Consider the following 15,722-nt stretch of genomic DNA (forward strand, 5'->3'; position numbering starts at 1 on the left):
CCTAGAAAATCACTAAATTACCAAACACCATTAGAAGTTTTTTTGAGTTACGTAAATGGAAAGTTTTGTCTCGCTTAATTTGACAAATAATAATTAAAAAAACTTATTTGAAGGAACATGCTTAAACCATAATTGTGTTTTTCCTTCCATCAGCATAAAAGTTCACCTCAAAAAGAGTGTACGAACAAAAGTTCTTTTTGTAAACCTTAAAATAGATTTTCCTGAATACGTATTGGGGATTTCTAAATGTTTGAATGTTTTTTTGAATGCAAAATCAATGCAAAAAATTTTGTATTTCTCTACTTTTCTCTCCTTGACCAAAATAAAAAAACGTTGATTTAACAACGTTTTTCATACATGTTTATCTGTCTCAACCATACATATATGGAGACGGCGGGAGTCGAACCCGCGTCCAAACACATCGCCACTTAAAAATCTACGTTCATAGTCAACTCATTTAAGGATTCACTTTACAGCTTGCCGAGTGACAGGCATTCTGTATCGCTAGTCTGATGTTCTCTTTTTCAACTTACAGACGGAAAGTTGAAACGTATCCCACTAAAGTTAGGACCCTTACTCGAGCACATGGGCGATGCCGAGAGGATCTACGCTAACTGTTTTTAGGCAGCTAAAGCGTAAGAGTTGTTTTCGTTTTTAGCAGTTATATTTAACTGTAACGTTTTTACGTAGACGTAACCTACGAAACGCAATTCAAGCTCGACTGTGCCTGTCGAATCCGTAACGTCCCCGTTAGCTAACAAGGGTTACGTGTATTTTTCATACAAAATTAGTATAGCATATATTGGGATAAATTCAATAAAAAAGCGAATCATATCCCATTATTTATATAATAACTGCCCCTTTCTTAAGAAAAAATAAGCGATTTTCTTAAGAAAAGAGGTAGCTTCAAAAAAAGATCTTAAATCAGATCAAAATACTTCAATGCGTGGACAATTCCGCCTTCTGTATTTTTCTTTGTGATAAAGGTAGAAAGTTCTTTTAATCCGTCATAGGCGTTGTCCATAGCGATTTTGTTGTCGCAAGCTTCCAACAAGGCAAAATCATTCGGACCATCGCCAAATCCAAAAGTAGGAACTTTTTCCAGCTGAAGTTCTTTTTGCAGACGTTTGACACCTGCCCCTTTTGAGATTCCTTTCTTCACTGTATCGATCGAGTAAGGACCATTCCGATAAAAAGTTAGCTCAGGAAAATGTTCGTGATAGTATTCGTCACCTGATTGAGATAAGATCAGCAACATATTTACTGTGTTTTCTTTAAAGCCTAAAGGATCAATTTCCGGAACATCTGAATGAATGAAGTCGTAAGCATTGATCATTGTTTGGCTATGACCGGTACACCAGATTTTCTGATCGTTATAGTAAGAAAGTTCATGACCGTTCAACTGTACATGATCATACATTTTTTGACATTCTTCTGAAGAAAATGTTTGAGAATAGATTTCTTCGCCGTCTACTCGAATGAAAGAACCATTCATGGTGACCGCAGAAGTAATGCCCGCATCTTCCATGATAGAGTGGATTTCTGCTTCTGTACGTCCTGTAGCGATGACGGGGAGAACATTGTTTTCTTTTAATGCGTTCATAGCTTTTGCCACTTCGGGTGTGATTTTTGATTTCGCATCTAGTAATGTTCCATCAAGATCAAAGAAAGTGATTGCACGATAATTTGACACAAATAAAACTCCTTTTTTATTGGAATAAGTTTATCTTAACAAAGAATGAACAAAAGACAAACCTTTCGTGAAGAATTCCTGAACATATTGGTTCAGTCAACAATTTAGAGTATACTATAAGAAGAGAATTTAGGAGGGAAAGAATGATTTTTTTCAGTATTGGTATCTTATTCTTAATAATTGGCAGTCTTTTTCGGATTCTGCCCTCAAAAGGAAATCTGCCTTTTTATGGGTATCATTCGCCTCTTGCCGCAAAAACAGACGCTCATTGGCGGCTGGCTCAAAAGACAAGCGGAAACTGGTTTTTTCTTATGGGCTTACTGATGGCATTGATCGGCTATTATTTAAAGACATCTGGGCATACGAATTATTTTCTGATTGAAATGCTTCTGCTAGTATTTCCAATTATGCCTATTTTTATTATGACAGAAAAGAAATTACAGAAATATGACCTGGAAACTGGAGGGAACGATAATGAATATTTTAATGATTGAAGATAATCAATCTGTTTCTGAAATGATGCAGATGTTTTTCTTAAATGAAGGTTGGGAAGCAACTTTCAAGTATGATGGAAAAGAAGGGCTCGATGCCTTTTTAGAAAACCCACAACATTGGGATATGATTACACTAGACCTGAATTTGCCCACACTGGACGGTATGCTAGTAGGAAGAGAGATCCGCAAAGTTTCAAGTACTGTGCCGATTATCATGCTGACAGCTAGAGATTCTGAAAGCGATCAGGTGATCGGCTTAGAGATGGGGGCAGATGATTATGTCACAAAACCTTTCAGTCCTCTGACGCTTATTGCTCGAATGAAAGCTTTGCATCGCCGTAGTGAGTTGGCAGAAGCAAGAGAAGAAGCAGCAGTTTCAGATGATCATTTTGATATCGAGACTAGTCATTTCAAGATGAATACGAAAACACGAGAAGCGTATCTGGACAACCGGCCAATTGAAGGACTGACGCCTAAAGAGTTCGATCTATTGTTTACTTTAGCAAAAAAACCACGTCAAGTATTCTCTCGGGAGCAGTTGCTTGAATTAGTCTGGGATTATCAGTACTTTGGTGATGAACGGACAGTGGACGCCCATATCAAGAAATTACGACAAAAAATCGAAAAGGTCGGACCACAAGTCATCCAAACTGTTTGGGGAGTCGGCTACAAATTCGATGATTCTGGTGTTGCCTAATGCGTTATTTGTATCAGCAACTCTTAGCTTTTTGCGGAATGGTCGCGTTGATCTTATTGATCGTTGGAGTTTCTTTTACACAACTGACAAAACAAACGATTGAAGAAAACAATTACCAGCAACTGTTTGGATATGCTGAATCAGTTGAAAAGACAACGCAAACCTATGCCGATACGCTCCCGCAGTTTAGTCAAGATCAGGCGTTTCAAAATGCATTGCTGCTGACAGAGCAAGTACTGACAGAACAAAATGTGAACTTTATATTTATCGATAAAAACGAACGTGTCATTTATCCGACTAATACAGCTTTACTGAATTTTACCTTAACAGCTGATCAATGGAAAAATCTGAGGAATGGACGTCAAGAAAAATTCACATCGAATAAAAATATTTTAGGACAAGCACAGGCGACCTCTTACGCACTTGTGCCATTTAATTTGAATCATGAATTCTATGGAGCACTTGTAGTTAGTCAACCTGCGCGAAATATCGATAACAGCGTTCGTCCAATTACACTGAACCTGTTCAAAGGATTTATTTTTTCCAGTATCGTTGCAGTTATTGCCAGCTATGCTTTTGCAGCATTCCAAGTTAAGCGTATCAATCGGTTAAGGAATGCGACGAAAGAAGTGACGAATGGTAATTTTGATGTACAGCTCCCCGTACATGACAAAGATGAATTTGATGAGTTAGCAGATGATTTCAATAAAATGACGAATTCATTGAAAGAATCTCAAGCAGAAATTGAAGAACAAGAAAATCGTCGAAGACAATTTATGGCAGATGCTTCTCACGAGATGAGAACACCTCTTACGACAATCAACGGACTTCTGGAAGGGTTAGAATACAATGCAATCCCTGAAAATCAGCGAGAAAACGCGATTAAATTGATGAAAAATGAAACAGAGCGTCTGATCCGTTTGGTGAATGAAAACTTGGATTATGAAAAAATCCGTACGAATCAAATCAGTATGGTCATTAAAAAATTCAATGGAACAGAAACATTGAAAAATATTGTTGCACAGTTAGAAGCTAAAGCAGAAGCAGCAGGAGATACATTGACATTGAAAGCCGTTGATGATATTGATGTTTACGCTGATTATGACCGATTTGTCCAAATCATGGTCAATATTATTCAAAACGCGATACAGTTTACTGAAAACGGCCAAATCACGATTACTTTAGAAAAAGGCTATCTTGAAACGATCATCACGATTGAAGATACGGGAATTGGAATGTCTGAACAACAAATGAAAAGTATCTGGGATCGTTATTATAAAGTAGATCCTTCAAGAAAAAATACAAAATATGGTGAATCAGGATTAGGTTTACCAATCGTGCAGCAACTTGTACGCTTGCATAAAGGAAAATTAGAAGTAGAAAGCGAACTAGGAAAAGGAACAAAATTCGCTGTTCGTTTGCCTGACGTAGAAATCAAAAAAGAGTAAAAAACAAGCGGTATAAAAGATCATGAATCGATCTTCTATACCGCTTGTTTTTACTATAAAATGATTGATTTAGCCCGCGGGCTCTAAACGATCAATATAAGGACTTTGAGCAATAGTAGCATCATGAGTAAAGAGTAAGATACCTTGATTTTCTTCATGAGCTAAATAAGAAAGCAAGTGGAGTAGCTCTTGGATCTCCAATACACTAAGTTCATCAAATGTATCTTCAATAACAATATTGTTTCGCTTGGAAAGCAAGGCATGAAGTAATTGCAGCTTTACTTTTTCAAAAGACGTCAACTCAGCTGCCGCACAATTAAGCAAGGAAGGAGAGATATCAAGTTTTTCTTGATAGGCCAAACGATCTTGTTTGATTTCTTTTTCCGGTACATCCAACAGGACATGGTCTTTAAGATTCAGATAAGGAAACATCGGCCAATTTTTTTGGATGATCGCAAAATTATCCAGTTTTGCAACAAGAACCTCTTTTTTCAAGTGCTCCAATATTTTATGCTGTTTTTCGAGAGGACACAAAATAACGGTCAAGTGTTCAGCATGAATCAAATATTCAGGTTTCATTACGTCCAGGCCTCCTACTTTGCAAATGATGGATAAAAAAAGTGAAAGGGAATAGACTAAGAATGAGACAGCATCCACTGAGCCCAATAAGAGTTTGGGCAAATCCCTTAAGTATATCTGTGAAAAAAAGATCATTTTGGAAATCGATGGTAAAAAAAGTCTGTTGATCCATCGGAATTGTAAGTCCGCTTACCGAAGTCAAGATATCACGGATATCTGGCAGTTCAGTAGTCTTTAAGACAAGAAAATTGATCCTTTGAAGAAGCGCTTCATAAACTGACTGGAAGCTGACGATCCACAATAAAACCAAGATACAACAAAGAAAGAGAGGAAAGAACAGCTGCCAGAAAATGAAAAGGAATAATTTGGTTTTAGAAAGACCAGTCAGGCGCCAATTGATCAATTCCTGCTTGTTTTGCCTGACTGAATAGTAAAAGAAAAAGATAAAAAGGAAGGCAAATAGAAAAAATAAACTGAATATGCCTTTTATATAAAATCGGCTAGCTAATTCTAAAGCCGGAAGAAGCTCTGTAGATGCAGAAGCGCCAATAAATGAAAGCCGATCTTGGACTTGATTGGCTAAAGCCGATTGCAAATGGTAAAGAGTCAGGCATGCTATCAATAAAAAAGCAGAAAAGCTTGAAAATAAACAATAGAGTATTGTCTGCTTTTTGTAATAAATTAATCGAGCAGTAGCATAGCGGATTATTTTCATACTTTTCACCTCTATAAAAAGTATAGAAAATGAATATGAATAAAGTATGAAATTCCTTTAGTGAAATCACGAATTAAAACCAGAAAATATTTTGTAAAAAGCAAGAGGTTGTGAAGAAGCTGCCCTATTCTATTACCGTAGATGCAAGCTTTTGAACACTGTTTATTCGAAAAGAGGAGCAGCGACAATAATTTTGTCGCTGCTCCTTTTAAATTTATTTTATCATTCGGAAGAACTTGTGGTCGTTCCGTGAAGTTCTTGGTACGTTTGCGTTTTATAAAGATCAACAGTTGATTGTCCCTTGTGTTCACTAAAGACACTAGTTGACTTGTCACCAAGAGATTTTTCAGCTTCTTTTAATTTCTCTAAGCCATTCTTGTAGTCATAATCACTGGTATCAATTGGGTCTAATCCACTATTCGTATAGAACCGAAGAAGATCACCATTATTGATTTGGTCAGAAACAGCTAACTGTTTATCAACTTTTTCTTTCAGTGAATCAATTTCATTCTGTACTTCCTCAGTAGGTTCAGTAATAGCTTCACCAGTTTCGTTACTATAGATCGTACCACCGTAGTAAGTATATTTTGGTGTAACAAAATCACCATCACGGAAAGAAACAAGCTGTTCATGATCTTTCGAGAATAGATCTTGTCCTAACTGAATATAATTTTTTGTATCTACACCTAGTAAGTGAAGTAATGTAGGCAAGGCATCAACTTGTCCGCCGTAAGTGTGATTGATTCCGCCCTGTGTTTGTCCAGGGATATGGATCATATAAGGGACACGCTGCATTTGTGCATTGTCGTAGTTTGTCCAAGTAGAACTTGTTTTTCCAACTAATTCAGCTAGATTTTTATTTCTTGAATTCGAGACACCGTAATGGTCACCGTAAAGGACGATGACTGAATTATCATACAAGCCGCTTTCTTTCAAATAATTGAAGAATTCTTGTACGGCGGTATCTAAATAATTGGCTGTCGCAAAGTAACCGTTGATCGTTTCATCATTTGTATTGGCTAACGGGAATCCTGCTTCGTCATTGGTGAATTTTGAATAAGGATAATGGTTAGATACAGCAATGAATTTTGAATAAAATGGTTGTTGCAGACGTTCCAAGTATTGTACGGATTGTTGGAAAAATGGTTTATCATGCAACCCGTATTGGAACGAATTGTCATCATTAACATCATAATAAGAAGAATCAAAGAAATAATCATATCCTAAATTCTTGTATGTCTCGTTTCGATTCCAGAATGTACCAGCGTTCCCATGGAATACCGCACTAGTGTAACCTTGTGTTTGACTTAAAATATCAGGTGCAGCTTGGAAAGTATTTTTTCCGCCTAATTGTGTGAACAAGGAGCCTTGATTCAAGCCAAACAATGAATTTTCCATCAGCGTTTCCGCATCGCTTGTTTTTCCTGCTTTTACTTGATGGAAAAAGTTGTCAAAACTGAACGTGCTGTTGCTGTGGTAAAGACTATTGATGAAAGGTGTAACTTCATGCTGGAGACCATTCTCATCTGTCAATTTATAATCGATCAGGAATTGCTGGAAGCTTTCTAAATGGATATAAATCACATTTTTTCCTTTAGCGAGCCCGAACAAATCGTCATTTGGTGCTGCATAATGTTCTTTTACATAATTTTCTACTTCTTTCATATCATTGGGACTTGCTTCTGCCCGCACTTGGTTTGTCTGGTAAGTTTGAACACCGTCATAAACCATGAAAGCATTCAAGCCAAGATATTTGACCAAATAATCACGAGAGAATGTTCGAGTCAGCAATTCTGGACGATCAGCTTCCGCCATAAAAAGATTTCCTGAGAAAATCATAACTGCTAATGTAGAGATCGCAAAAGCCATTCTTGCTCGGATCGGGCGAGGGTCCAACTTGATTTTTTTTGCAATCAGCAGAACAGTCAAGATAATAAAATCGATCCAATAGATCACATCATATGGGCGAAACAGTCGAATGGCACTTTCTCCCAGACCACTCGCTACTTTCCCAGCACCTAAAATCGTGTTGATCGTAATGAAGTCCGTGAATTCTCGATAATAAGTGACATTCGAAAAAACAAGCAATGTCAAAAGAAAATAAATGACCATCATCGTGATATAAGAAACTCTAGGGCGTCTGATATAAAGAGCAATTCCAAGTAATAACAATGTAGTTGCAATAGGGTTGATAAACAAGATAAAGTATTGAATGCCACTTTCGATTCCGAGATGGAAATCAACTAAATAGGCAAAAATCGTTTTCAACCAAAGTAAAACGACTAGTAAAGAAAAAAATCCGAGCCTCTTATTCAAAAAGGCAGGTGTTTTTATACATTTCAAGATAATCTTCCTTTCTGCACTTCTTAATCACAGAAGTGTCATGAAACCATGTTACACAGCTCACTTATTCTCATTTATTTTACTAGTATGACAATATAGTGTCAATTGAAACCAGAAGTTTATGCTGTTTCATTAAGGTTTTCTTTAAGCTTCATGAAAAAATGAGCAGTAAGACAAGTCCTATGTTTTTTGTTATACTTGGGAAGAGAAAGCTAAAGCAGGTGAAGGAATGAAAGTAAAAGTAAAAAAAAGAGCAAGCAATCGATTGAAAAAAGGATATCCACTGATCCAAAAAGAAGACCTTGCTCATCCCCAAAAAGAAACCACGCAATGGGTGGAATTAGTTGATTCGCAAAACCAATTTATCGCAAAAGGATATCTAGGAAAGCAGAATAAGGGAATCGGTTGGGTATTGAGCCAGCAGAACATCCCATTTGATCAATCTTTTTTTGAAGAATTTTTTGTGAAGTCAAAAGAAAAAAGAACTTTCTTTTTTTCAGATGATTCTACTACCGCTTTTCGTATATTCAATGGAGAAGGAGACGGGATCGGCGGTCTGATTGTTGATTATTATGCAGGTTATGCTGTTTTTTCTTGGTATAACGAAACGTTATATGCACATCGTGAATTATTGATTCAAGCTTTTCGTGAAATCTACCCGGAAATCGTAGGAGGCTATGAGAAAATTCGATTTGAATCAGTAAATCTGCCTGAGAGCCAGTTCATTTACGGAAAAGAGGCACCGGAACCCTTGATCGTAAAAGAAAACGGAGTAAAATTTGCCGTTTATTTAAATGAAGGATTAATGACTGGGATCTTTTTAGACCAAAAAGAAGTACGGGGATCATTAGCAGAAGGTTTCGCTTCTGGGAAAACAGTTTTGAACATGTTTAGTTATACCGGCGCCTTTTCTGTTGCTGCCGCAATGGGAGGGGCAATCGAAACAACAAGTGTCGATCTAGCAAAACGCAGTTTAAAAAAAACACAGGAACAGTTTGAAGTGAATGGTTTGGATGTCGATCAGCAAAAAATCATTGTTATGGACGTATTCGAGTATTTCAAATACGCCAAAAGAAAACAATTTTTATATGACATGATTGTATTGGATCCACCAAGTTTTGCCAGAAATAAGAAAAAAGTCTTTCGCGTAGCAAAAGATTATGGGGAACTGGTCAAGGATAGTCTGGATATTTTAGCAGAAGACGGGATACTTATTGCGTCTACAAATGCTGCGAATGTCTCGATAGAACAATTCCAAACAATGATTGAAGAGGAATTCCATGCCAAAAATGTTTCTTTTGAACAACTTGCTTTATATCGTCTGCCAAAAGATTTCCAGACGACGGATACCTTTTTAGAAGGCAATTATCTGAAAGTGTTTGTTTATCAAATTAAAAATAACCATTAGAAGGAGCGATGCAGAATGGTTCGGGTAAAGGGATTGAATATAGGAAGCGGTAGACCAAAGATTTGTGCGCCTCTTATCGGGGCCGTCCGAGAGGAAGTATTACGTGAAGCAGTTCTTGCACGTGAAGCAGGGGCCGATTTAGTCGAATGGCGAGTCGATCATTATCGTGAAGTTTTTTCTTTTGATGAAGTAGCAGAAACATTGGTTCTTATCCATGAGATGCTTGATGGACTGCCGTTATTATTTACGTTTCGTACCTTAGCTGAAGGCGGAGAACAAGACATATCGATCCGTCAGTATCGCGACCTTTATGAACATGTGATACACACAGGATTAGTAGATATGGTCGATATCGAGTTGTTCAAAGTAGAAAGTCTAGGAAAAAGACTGATAGAGGAAATCAAGTCTTTAAACATTCCTTTAATTATCAGTAGTCATGATTTTAAAGAAACACCAGCAGACCCTGTCTTGCTTTACCGATTGAATGTTATGGAACATTTTGGAGCCGATATCGGAAAACTGGCAGTAACTCCCAATAATGAACGAGATGTTTTGCGGTTGATGGAGTTGACTAGACGGGCAAATGCTTTTGTCTCCATGCCTATTATTACGATGTCCATGGGAAATCTTGGTAAAATTTCTCGTCTGGCTGGCGGAACGACGGGTTCCGTTATGACATTTGGTTCCTTAAGCAGCGATTCTACTTCTGCTCCAGGACAATTACCGGTCAAAGCATTGAAGCAAATTATTCAATTATTAAATGAACCGTTGTAGAACAAGTTTGAGGTGATATTTTTTGGCAAAGAAAAAAATAGTAAAAACGAATGCAATCCGTATGGTCGAACAAAAAAAGATTCCCTATACAGAGCACGAATATGAGTGGGACGAAAGCCACCTAAGTGCGTCATCGGTCGCTGAACAGCTTCCAGAAAGCCAATCTCGTATATTTAAAACACTGGTTGCTGTGGGCAATGTGACGGGGCCTCTTGTTGCTGTGATACCGGGAGAAGCCGAATTGAATCTAAAAAAATTAGCAAAAGTTTCAGGGAATAAAAAAGTAGAAATGCTCCATTTAAAAGATTTGGAAGCAACGACCGGATACATACGTGGTGGCTGCTCGCCTATAGGTATGAAAAAACTATTTCCTACTTATTTAGATCAAATTGCAGAAAGCTATGAACAAATCATTGTCTCGGCTGGCAGAAGAGGGCTACAGATGGAGTTAGCACCTCAAGATATCTGTGCATTAACGAGCGGACAATTTGCAGATATAAAACAATAAATCATACGTATAAAAGAAAGAAGGAGGCCGGGATGTTGTTTGTCCAGTCTCCTTCTTTCTTTTTTATACATTATGCTCTTTGCCCGGCATTCATTCCTGCTACATGCCCTGTAGCAAAAGCCGCTGTGATATTAAAGCCGCCAGTATAACCATTGACATCCAGTAATTCTCCCGCAAAATACAGACCATCAATGATTTTACTCTCCAATGTTTTAGGATAAATTTCCTTTAGAGAAACCCCTCCGCCAGTTACAAATGATTTCTCAATAGGAAAAGTTTTGTTGATTGATAGCTTAAACTCTTTGCATAGTTGAACAAAATCTTGAATTTGTTTTTGAGAGGCTTGTTGTCCTGTCAGATGATCCATTTCAAGCCGCTCAAGAAAGAAAACTAACAATCGCTCAGGCAATATACCATGCCAAGCATTGACCAAGTTCTTTTTGGTTGCTTTACTTTTTTCTGTCAATATATGAATAAGCTCTTGTTTGGTTTGTGTAGGGAAACAATCCAGAGAAAGTGTCACTGGTTCTCCCGTTTTCTCTAATTCTTTATTGACAAAACTTGAACAACGCAGTGCAGCCGGACCAGAAATACCGAAATGGGTGAAAAGTAAATCCATCGTATGTTCAGTCAATACACGACCTTTTTTATTTAAAACGCGTAAAGTGATGTCTTGTAAAGAAAGCCCTTGAAGTGTTTTCTCCTGAATATACGGTTCATCCGATATCAAGGGGGACTCTGTCGCATAAAGAGGCGTCACCGTGTGACCCACTCGCTTCACGATCTTGTACCCATCTCCAGTAGAACCAGTAGATGGATAAGTCCGTCCACCAGTTGTTAAGATAATGGCAGGAGCATGGAACTCTTCGAATTCCGTGCGTATACCGTAAATTTTATGTTCTTTGTGGATCAATTTCTCTACTCGAGTAGAGAATAGAAGCGTCACATCTAGTTCTTTCAGACGATTGAGCAATGCTTCGATAATCGTTTTTGATTTATTTGTTACAGGAAACATCCGTCCATGATCCTCTTCTTTTAAATGTACGCCTTGTGATTCAAAGAAGTTCATGATATCGAAATTATTCCATTGCGCAAACGTACTATATAAAAACTTTCCATTTCCAGGAATATGTGCAATCAAATCATCAACAGGACGATTGTTCGTAACATTGCACCGACCACCACCTGTCATCAGTAGTTTTTTTCCTGCTTTTTTGTTTTTTTCGATCAAGAGTACGCGTGCGCCTTGTTCAGCTGCACTGATCGCTGCCATCATCCCGCTTGTTCCAGCGCCGACTACGATCACATCATACAGTTTTTCCATTCCCTCACCTCAAGGAAAGTGTAGCATATCTGAAGAAAGAAAACAGAAAAAAATGTTTTGAGCCAAAAGAGAAAATGAGCTAAAATGAGGGAAGATAAGCAAAGGAGCGTGGAACGATGACAAACGCAACAGAATATGTTCAAGCAATTCAAGAAAAGCTACATCAAAAGGATCAAGGGCAAGAAGAATTTTTACAAGCAATCGATGAATTCATGCCCACGGTTATGTCTTTTTTGGACACTCATCCCGAATATATCGAAAAGAATATCTTAGAACTTTTAACGGAACCAGAAAGAGTTATTCAATTTCGAGTGCCTTGGCAAGATGATGAAGGAAACTGGCGAGTAAATAGAGGGTACCGTATCCAATACAACTCAGCTATCGGCCCTTATAAAGGTGGATTGCGCTTCCATCCTAGTGTCAATCTAAGTATCTTGAAATTTTTGGCTTTTGAACAGATTTTCAAGAATAGTTTAACCGGTCTGCCAATCGGTGGAGGAAAAGGCGGAAGTGACTTCGATCCTAAAGGAAAATCTGATAATGAGATCATGCGTTTTTGTCAAAGTTTCATGCTGGAATTGTCAAAACATATCGGCCCATCGATTGATGTTCCTGCGGGAGATATCGGTGTAGGAGCTAGAGAAATCGGCTATTTGTTCGGCGAATATAAACGATTGAAAAAATATGATACTGGTGTGTTGACAGGTAAACCTTTGGATTTTTGGGGAAGTAAGATACGTACGGAAGCTACTGGTTATGGATTAGTGTATTATGTCAAACATCTATTGAACGAAGAAAAAGATTCATTTAATCAAAAAACAGTTTTTGTTTCCGGAAGCGGGAATGTAGCCATTTATGCAATCGAAAAAGTGCAAGAGCTAGGCGGGAAAGTTGTTACATGTTCAGATTCTAGCGGGTACATCTATGATCCAGAAGGAATAGATGTGAAACTATTGAAAGAAGTCAAAGAAATCAATAGACAACGTTTGACGGAATACGCAAACCAACGTCCTTCTGCTATTTATCATGCTGGAGAATCTGTTTGGACATTGAAAGAAAAAGCGGATATCGCTTTGCCATGTGCTACTCAAAATGAAATAGACGAAAGCTTGGCCGAAATCTTAGTAGAAAATGGGATCAAAATCGTAGCAGAAGGCGCTAATATGCCATGTACAGTAAAAGCTGTTTCTGTTCTTCATGAAGCAGGCGTGTGGTATTGTCCAGGAAAAGCTGCTAATGCTGGAGGAGTAGCAGTATCTGCTTTAGAAATGAGTCAGAACGCCCAGCGATTGACTTGGGAAAGAGAGCAAGTGGATGAGCAGCTGGATCAAATCATGGAAACGATTTACCATACGTGTCGCCAAACAGCAGCCGAGTACGGCGACAAAAAAAATCTGCTTCTTGGAGCAAATGTTGCTGGATTTGAAAAAGTTGCCAAAGCAATGGCAGCAGAAGGTTTAGTTTGAAAAATGAAACTTTCTTGGAAATATTGTCAGCATTTTGTTTATTTGCTTGAAAAATAATAAAAAAAAACGTAAAGTATTACCTGTAGAGTAAACCTATAAGGAGGAGAACAAATGGCACACATTCATTTTGACTATTCAAAAGTAGCACCGTTTGTCAACGAACAAGAGTTAGGGTACATGCAAAGCCAAGTAACAGCAGCCCACAACGAATTACGGGAAGGTACTGGCGCAGGAAGCGACTTCCGCGGCTGGATCGATTTACCAACGAACTATGACAAAGAAGAATTTGCACGTATCAAAGAAGCAGCTAAAAAAATCCAATCTGATTCTGAAGTATTAGTTGTTATCGGTATCGGTGGTTCTTATTTAGGCGCTCGTGCAGCGATCGACTTCTTGAATCACACATTCTTCAATTTATTAGATAGCAACACAAGAAAAGCACCACAAATCTTCTTTGCCGGAAATTCAATCAGCTCAACATATATTGCTGACTTGATCGAAGTAATCGGTGATCGCGACTTTTCAGTAAACGTTATTTCAAAATCTGGAACAACTACTGAACCAGCGATTGCGTTCCGTGTATTCAAAGAGCTTCTTGTTAAGAAATATGGACAAGAAGAAGCAAACAAACGTATCTACGCTACAACAGATAAAGCAAAAGGTGCAGTTAAAGTAGAAGCAGATGCAGAAGGTTGGGAAACTTTCGTGATTCCTGATGACATCGGCGGACGTTTCTCTGTATTAACTGCTGTTGGTTTGTTACCAATCGCTGTTAGTGGTGCAGATATCGATGCATTGATGCAAGGTGCCGCTGATGCAAGCAAAGCATACTCAAGCGACAAACTAGAAGAAAACGAAGCTTACCAATACGCAGCAATGCGCAACATTCTTTACCGTAAAGGCAAAGTAACTGAGTTGTTGATCAACTATGAACCAGGAATGCAATACTTCTCAGAATGGTGGAAACAATTGTATGGTGAATCTGAAGGAAAAGACCAAAAAGGCATTTATCCTTCAAGCGCAAACTTCTCAACTGATTTGCACTCTTTAGGACAATTCATCCAAGAAGGACGTCGCAATATTTTTGAAACAGTTGTGAAGGTTGAAAAACCTCGTAAATCAATCACAATTCCTGAACAAGCAGAAGATTTAGACGGTCTAGGCTACTTGCAAGGAAAAGAAGTGGACTTCGTAAATACAAAAGCATTTGAAGGAACATTGCTTGCTCATACAGACGGTGACGTGCCTAACTTGCTAGTCAAAATTCCAGAAATGGATGCTTATACATTGGGTTATACAATGTACTTCTTTGAAATTGCTGTAGGTATTTCAGGTTACTTGAATGGAATCAACCCATTCGACCAACCAGGTGTAGAAGCTTACAAGAAAAACATGTTCGCACTTCTAGGCAAACCAGGCTTTGAAGATCTTGCTAAAGAATTGAACGAACGCCTGTAAGATAAGGGTTTTTCGCTAGATTTAAATAATCAGTGATAGAAACATGTTCGCTTTAAAATGAAAACTGGTACCCATTTAGGTACTCAAACATACTGCATCGTTTATTCAGAATAAGGGGCTGTGACAAGACGTTTGTCACAGTCCCTTGTTTGTATAGAAATCGATTGATTGCCTTGCTCTTTAGTTTGTTTTAGGACTTTAAGAACAGTGAGGCTGACTTCGAAGGTTAATTCTGTTTTTTTGTTTTCTAGAATCAGTAAGCAAAAAAGCACTCACTTCGAGTGCTTTTTTGCGATATATTCTTAGCTTAAGATAGGCCTAATTTTTCTTTTACAGATGAGGGTACCTTATCGCTGGTAATTACTTTTTTCTCTATGATCCGCTTTTCGCTTGCTTTCAACTGCAAGATCGTTCCTTCGGGGTAAGCAGAACCATTGGCAGAGTCACCAGAAGTAATGACATCGAAATCTAACTGTCTTTTTTCACCGTTTTCAGCATAAGCATCTACGTTGTATTTAAAACCTCTTCCAATTACTTCCCCATTATCTGCTTTGATATCAGTTTCTGCAGGCATTGGAGCTTTGACTACCGCATAATAATCTTTACCTACATAAGTAGACTGATAGTAGTCCCAACCTTTCCATCCTATAAAAGCAATCAATATGATAACGATCAACCCTAAAATTTTTTTCATGAAAGATCTCCTTTTTTATTTTTATTATACGCCGTTTGTATAATTAAGCGAGACAAATAAAAAAGCCATTTATGTTACACTCAAATTGTAATACCCGCTAAAGCATACAAGGAGAGTGAAC

The 15,722-nt window shown here is 38.0% G+C and carries 14 protein-coding genes and 1 other RNA gene; 8 read left to right on the forward strand and 7 right to left on the reverse strand.

All coding sequences use genetic code 11. The annotated features are described in order from the left end of the window. Positions 1–382: 382 nt before the first annotated feature. Both ssrA and DIZ30_RS09650 read right to left on the reverse strand, forming a co-directional pair. Positions 383–749, reverse strand: a transfer-messenger RNA (tmRNA) gene (ssrA, locus tag DIZ30_RS09645). A 170-nt stretch (positions 750–919) separates the two neighbouring features. Beyond that, positions 920–1,693 carry a Cof-type HAD-IIB family hydrolase gene (locus DIZ30_RS09650; protein WP_002293945.1) on the reverse strand — a complete coding sequence of 258 codons (774 nt, stop codon included), beginning with the start codon at positions 1,691–1,693 and terminating at the stop codon, positions 920–922. 143 nt (positions 1,694–1,836) lie between these two features. On the opposite strand from DIZ30_RS09650, the gene DIZ30_RS09655 reads away from it, so the two are divergent. Genes DIZ30_RS09655 through DIZ30_RS09665 form a run of 3 tightly spaced genes read left to right on the forward strand, consistent with a single transcriptional unit; the run spans position 1,837 to position 4,332 of the window. Next, on the forward strand, positions 1,837–2,187 hold the full coding sequence (locus tag DIZ30_RS09655; RefSeq protein WP_002288595.1) for an SdpI family protein: 351 nt from the start codon (positions 1,837–1,839) through the stop codon (positions 2,185–2,187). Next, a complete protein-coding gene (locus tag DIZ30_RS09660; protein ID WP_002293942.1) occupies positions 2,168–2,884 on the forward strand; it encodes a response regulator transcription factor in 717 nt (238 codons plus the stop codon). The genes DIZ30_RS09655 and DIZ30_RS09660 overlap by 20 nt, the downstream gene beginning before the upstream one ends. Continuing rightward, complete coding sequence (locus DIZ30_RS09665; protein WP_002288588.1) at positions 2,884–4,332, forward strand: HAMP domain-containing sensor histidine kinase; 1,449 nt, start codon at positions 2,884–2,886, stop codon at positions 4,330–4,332. The genes DIZ30_RS09660 and DIZ30_RS09665 overlap by 1 nt, the downstream gene beginning before the upstream one ends. Before the next feature lie 69 nt (positions 4,333–4,401). Here DIZ30_RS09665 and DIZ30_RS09670 read toward each other — a convergent pair whose 3' ends face one another. From DIZ30_RS09670 to DIZ30_RS09685, 3 genes are all read right to left on the reverse strand, one after another. Further along, the gene (locus DIZ30_RS09670) at positions 4,402–4,911 is read right to left on the reverse strand and encodes a hypothetical protein (RefSeq protein WP_002288586.1); all 510 of its coding nucleotides are present in this window, start codon (positions 4,909–4,911) and stop codon (positions 4,402–4,404) included. Further along, complete coding sequence (locus tag DIZ30_RS09675; RefSeq protein ID WP_002297641.1) at positions 4,901–5,626, reverse strand: hypothetical protein; 726 nt, start codon at positions 5,624–5,626, stop codon at positions 4,901–4,903. The genes DIZ30_RS09670 and DIZ30_RS09675 overlap by 11 nt, the downstream gene beginning before the upstream one ends. Before the next feature lie 222 nt (positions 5,627–5,848). Beyond that, positions 5,849–7,969, reverse strand: a complete 2,121-nt coding sequence (locus tag DIZ30_RS09685; RefSeq protein WP_109023197.1) for an LTA synthase family protein — start codon at positions 7,967–7,969, stop codon at positions 5,849–5,851. Between the two features lie 229 nt (positions 7,970–8,198). On the opposite strand from DIZ30_RS09685, the gene DIZ30_RS09690 reads away from it, so the two are divergent. The 3 genes from DIZ30_RS09690 to ybaK are packed head-to-tail and all read left to right on the forward strand — an operon-like array spanning position 8,199 to position 10,659. Further along, positions 8,199–9,377, forward strand: coding sequence for a class I SAM-dependent rRNA methyltransferase (locus DIZ30_RS09690; RefSeq protein ID WP_002322842.1), 1,179 nt, complete (start codon positions 8,199–8,201; stop codon positions 9,375–9,377). Between the two features lie 15 nt (positions 9,378–9,392). Further along, entirely contained in the window at positions 9,393–10,151 is a 759-nt protein-coding gene (gene aroD / locus DIZ30_RS09695) for a type I 3-dehydroquinate dehydratase (RefSeq protein WP_002293935.1), read from the forward strand. Between the two features lie 22 nt (positions 10,152–10,173). Continuing rightward, on the forward strand, positions 10,174–10,659 hold the full coding sequence (gene ybaK, locus DIZ30_RS09700) for a Cys-tRNA(Pro) deacylase (protein WP_002288577.1): 486 nt from the start codon (positions 10,174–10,176) through the stop codon (positions 10,657–10,659). A gap of 70 nt (positions 10,660–10,729) precedes the next feature. Here ybaK and DIZ30_RS09705 read toward each other — a convergent pair whose 3' ends face one another. Continuing rightward, positions 10,730–11,983 (reverse strand): NAD(P)/FAD-dependent oxidoreductase, encoded by a 1,254-nt coding sequence (locus DIZ30_RS09705; protein WP_002288576.1) that lies wholly within the window; start codon positions 11,981–11,983, stop codon positions 10,730–10,732. Between the two features lie 116 nt (positions 11,984–12,099). Here DIZ30_RS09705 and gdhA point away from each other — a divergent pair, with 116 nt between their 5' ends. Then, positions 12,100–13,449 (forward strand): NADP-specific glutamate dehydrogenase, encoded by a 1,350-nt coding sequence (gdhA, locus tag DIZ30_RS09710; RefSeq protein ID WP_002297636.1) that lies wholly within the window; start codon positions 12,100–12,102, stop codon positions 13,447–13,449. 111 nt (positions 13,450–13,560) lie between these two features. Beyond that, the gene (locus DIZ30_RS09715; RefSeq protein ID WP_002288574.1) at positions 13,561–14,907 is read left to right on the forward strand and encodes a glucose-6-phosphate isomerase; all 1,347 of its coding nucleotides are present in this window, start codon (positions 13,561–13,563) and stop codon (positions 14,905–14,907) included. A 307-nt stretch (positions 14,908–15,214) separates the two neighbouring features. Here DIZ30_RS09715 and DIZ30_RS09720 read toward each other — a convergent pair whose 3' ends face one another. Further along, entirely contained in the window at positions 15,215–15,601 is a 387-nt protein-coding gene (locus DIZ30_RS09720; RefSeq protein WP_002288573.1) for a YxeA family protein, read from the reverse strand. Positions 15,602–15,722 lie beyond the last annotated feature (121 nt).

It is taken from the genome of Enterococcus sp. H57 (genome assembly GCF_003112495.1).
Classification (GTDB): Bacteria; Bacillota; Bacilli; order Lactobacillales; family Enterococcaceae; genus Enterococcus_B; species Enterococcus_B faecium.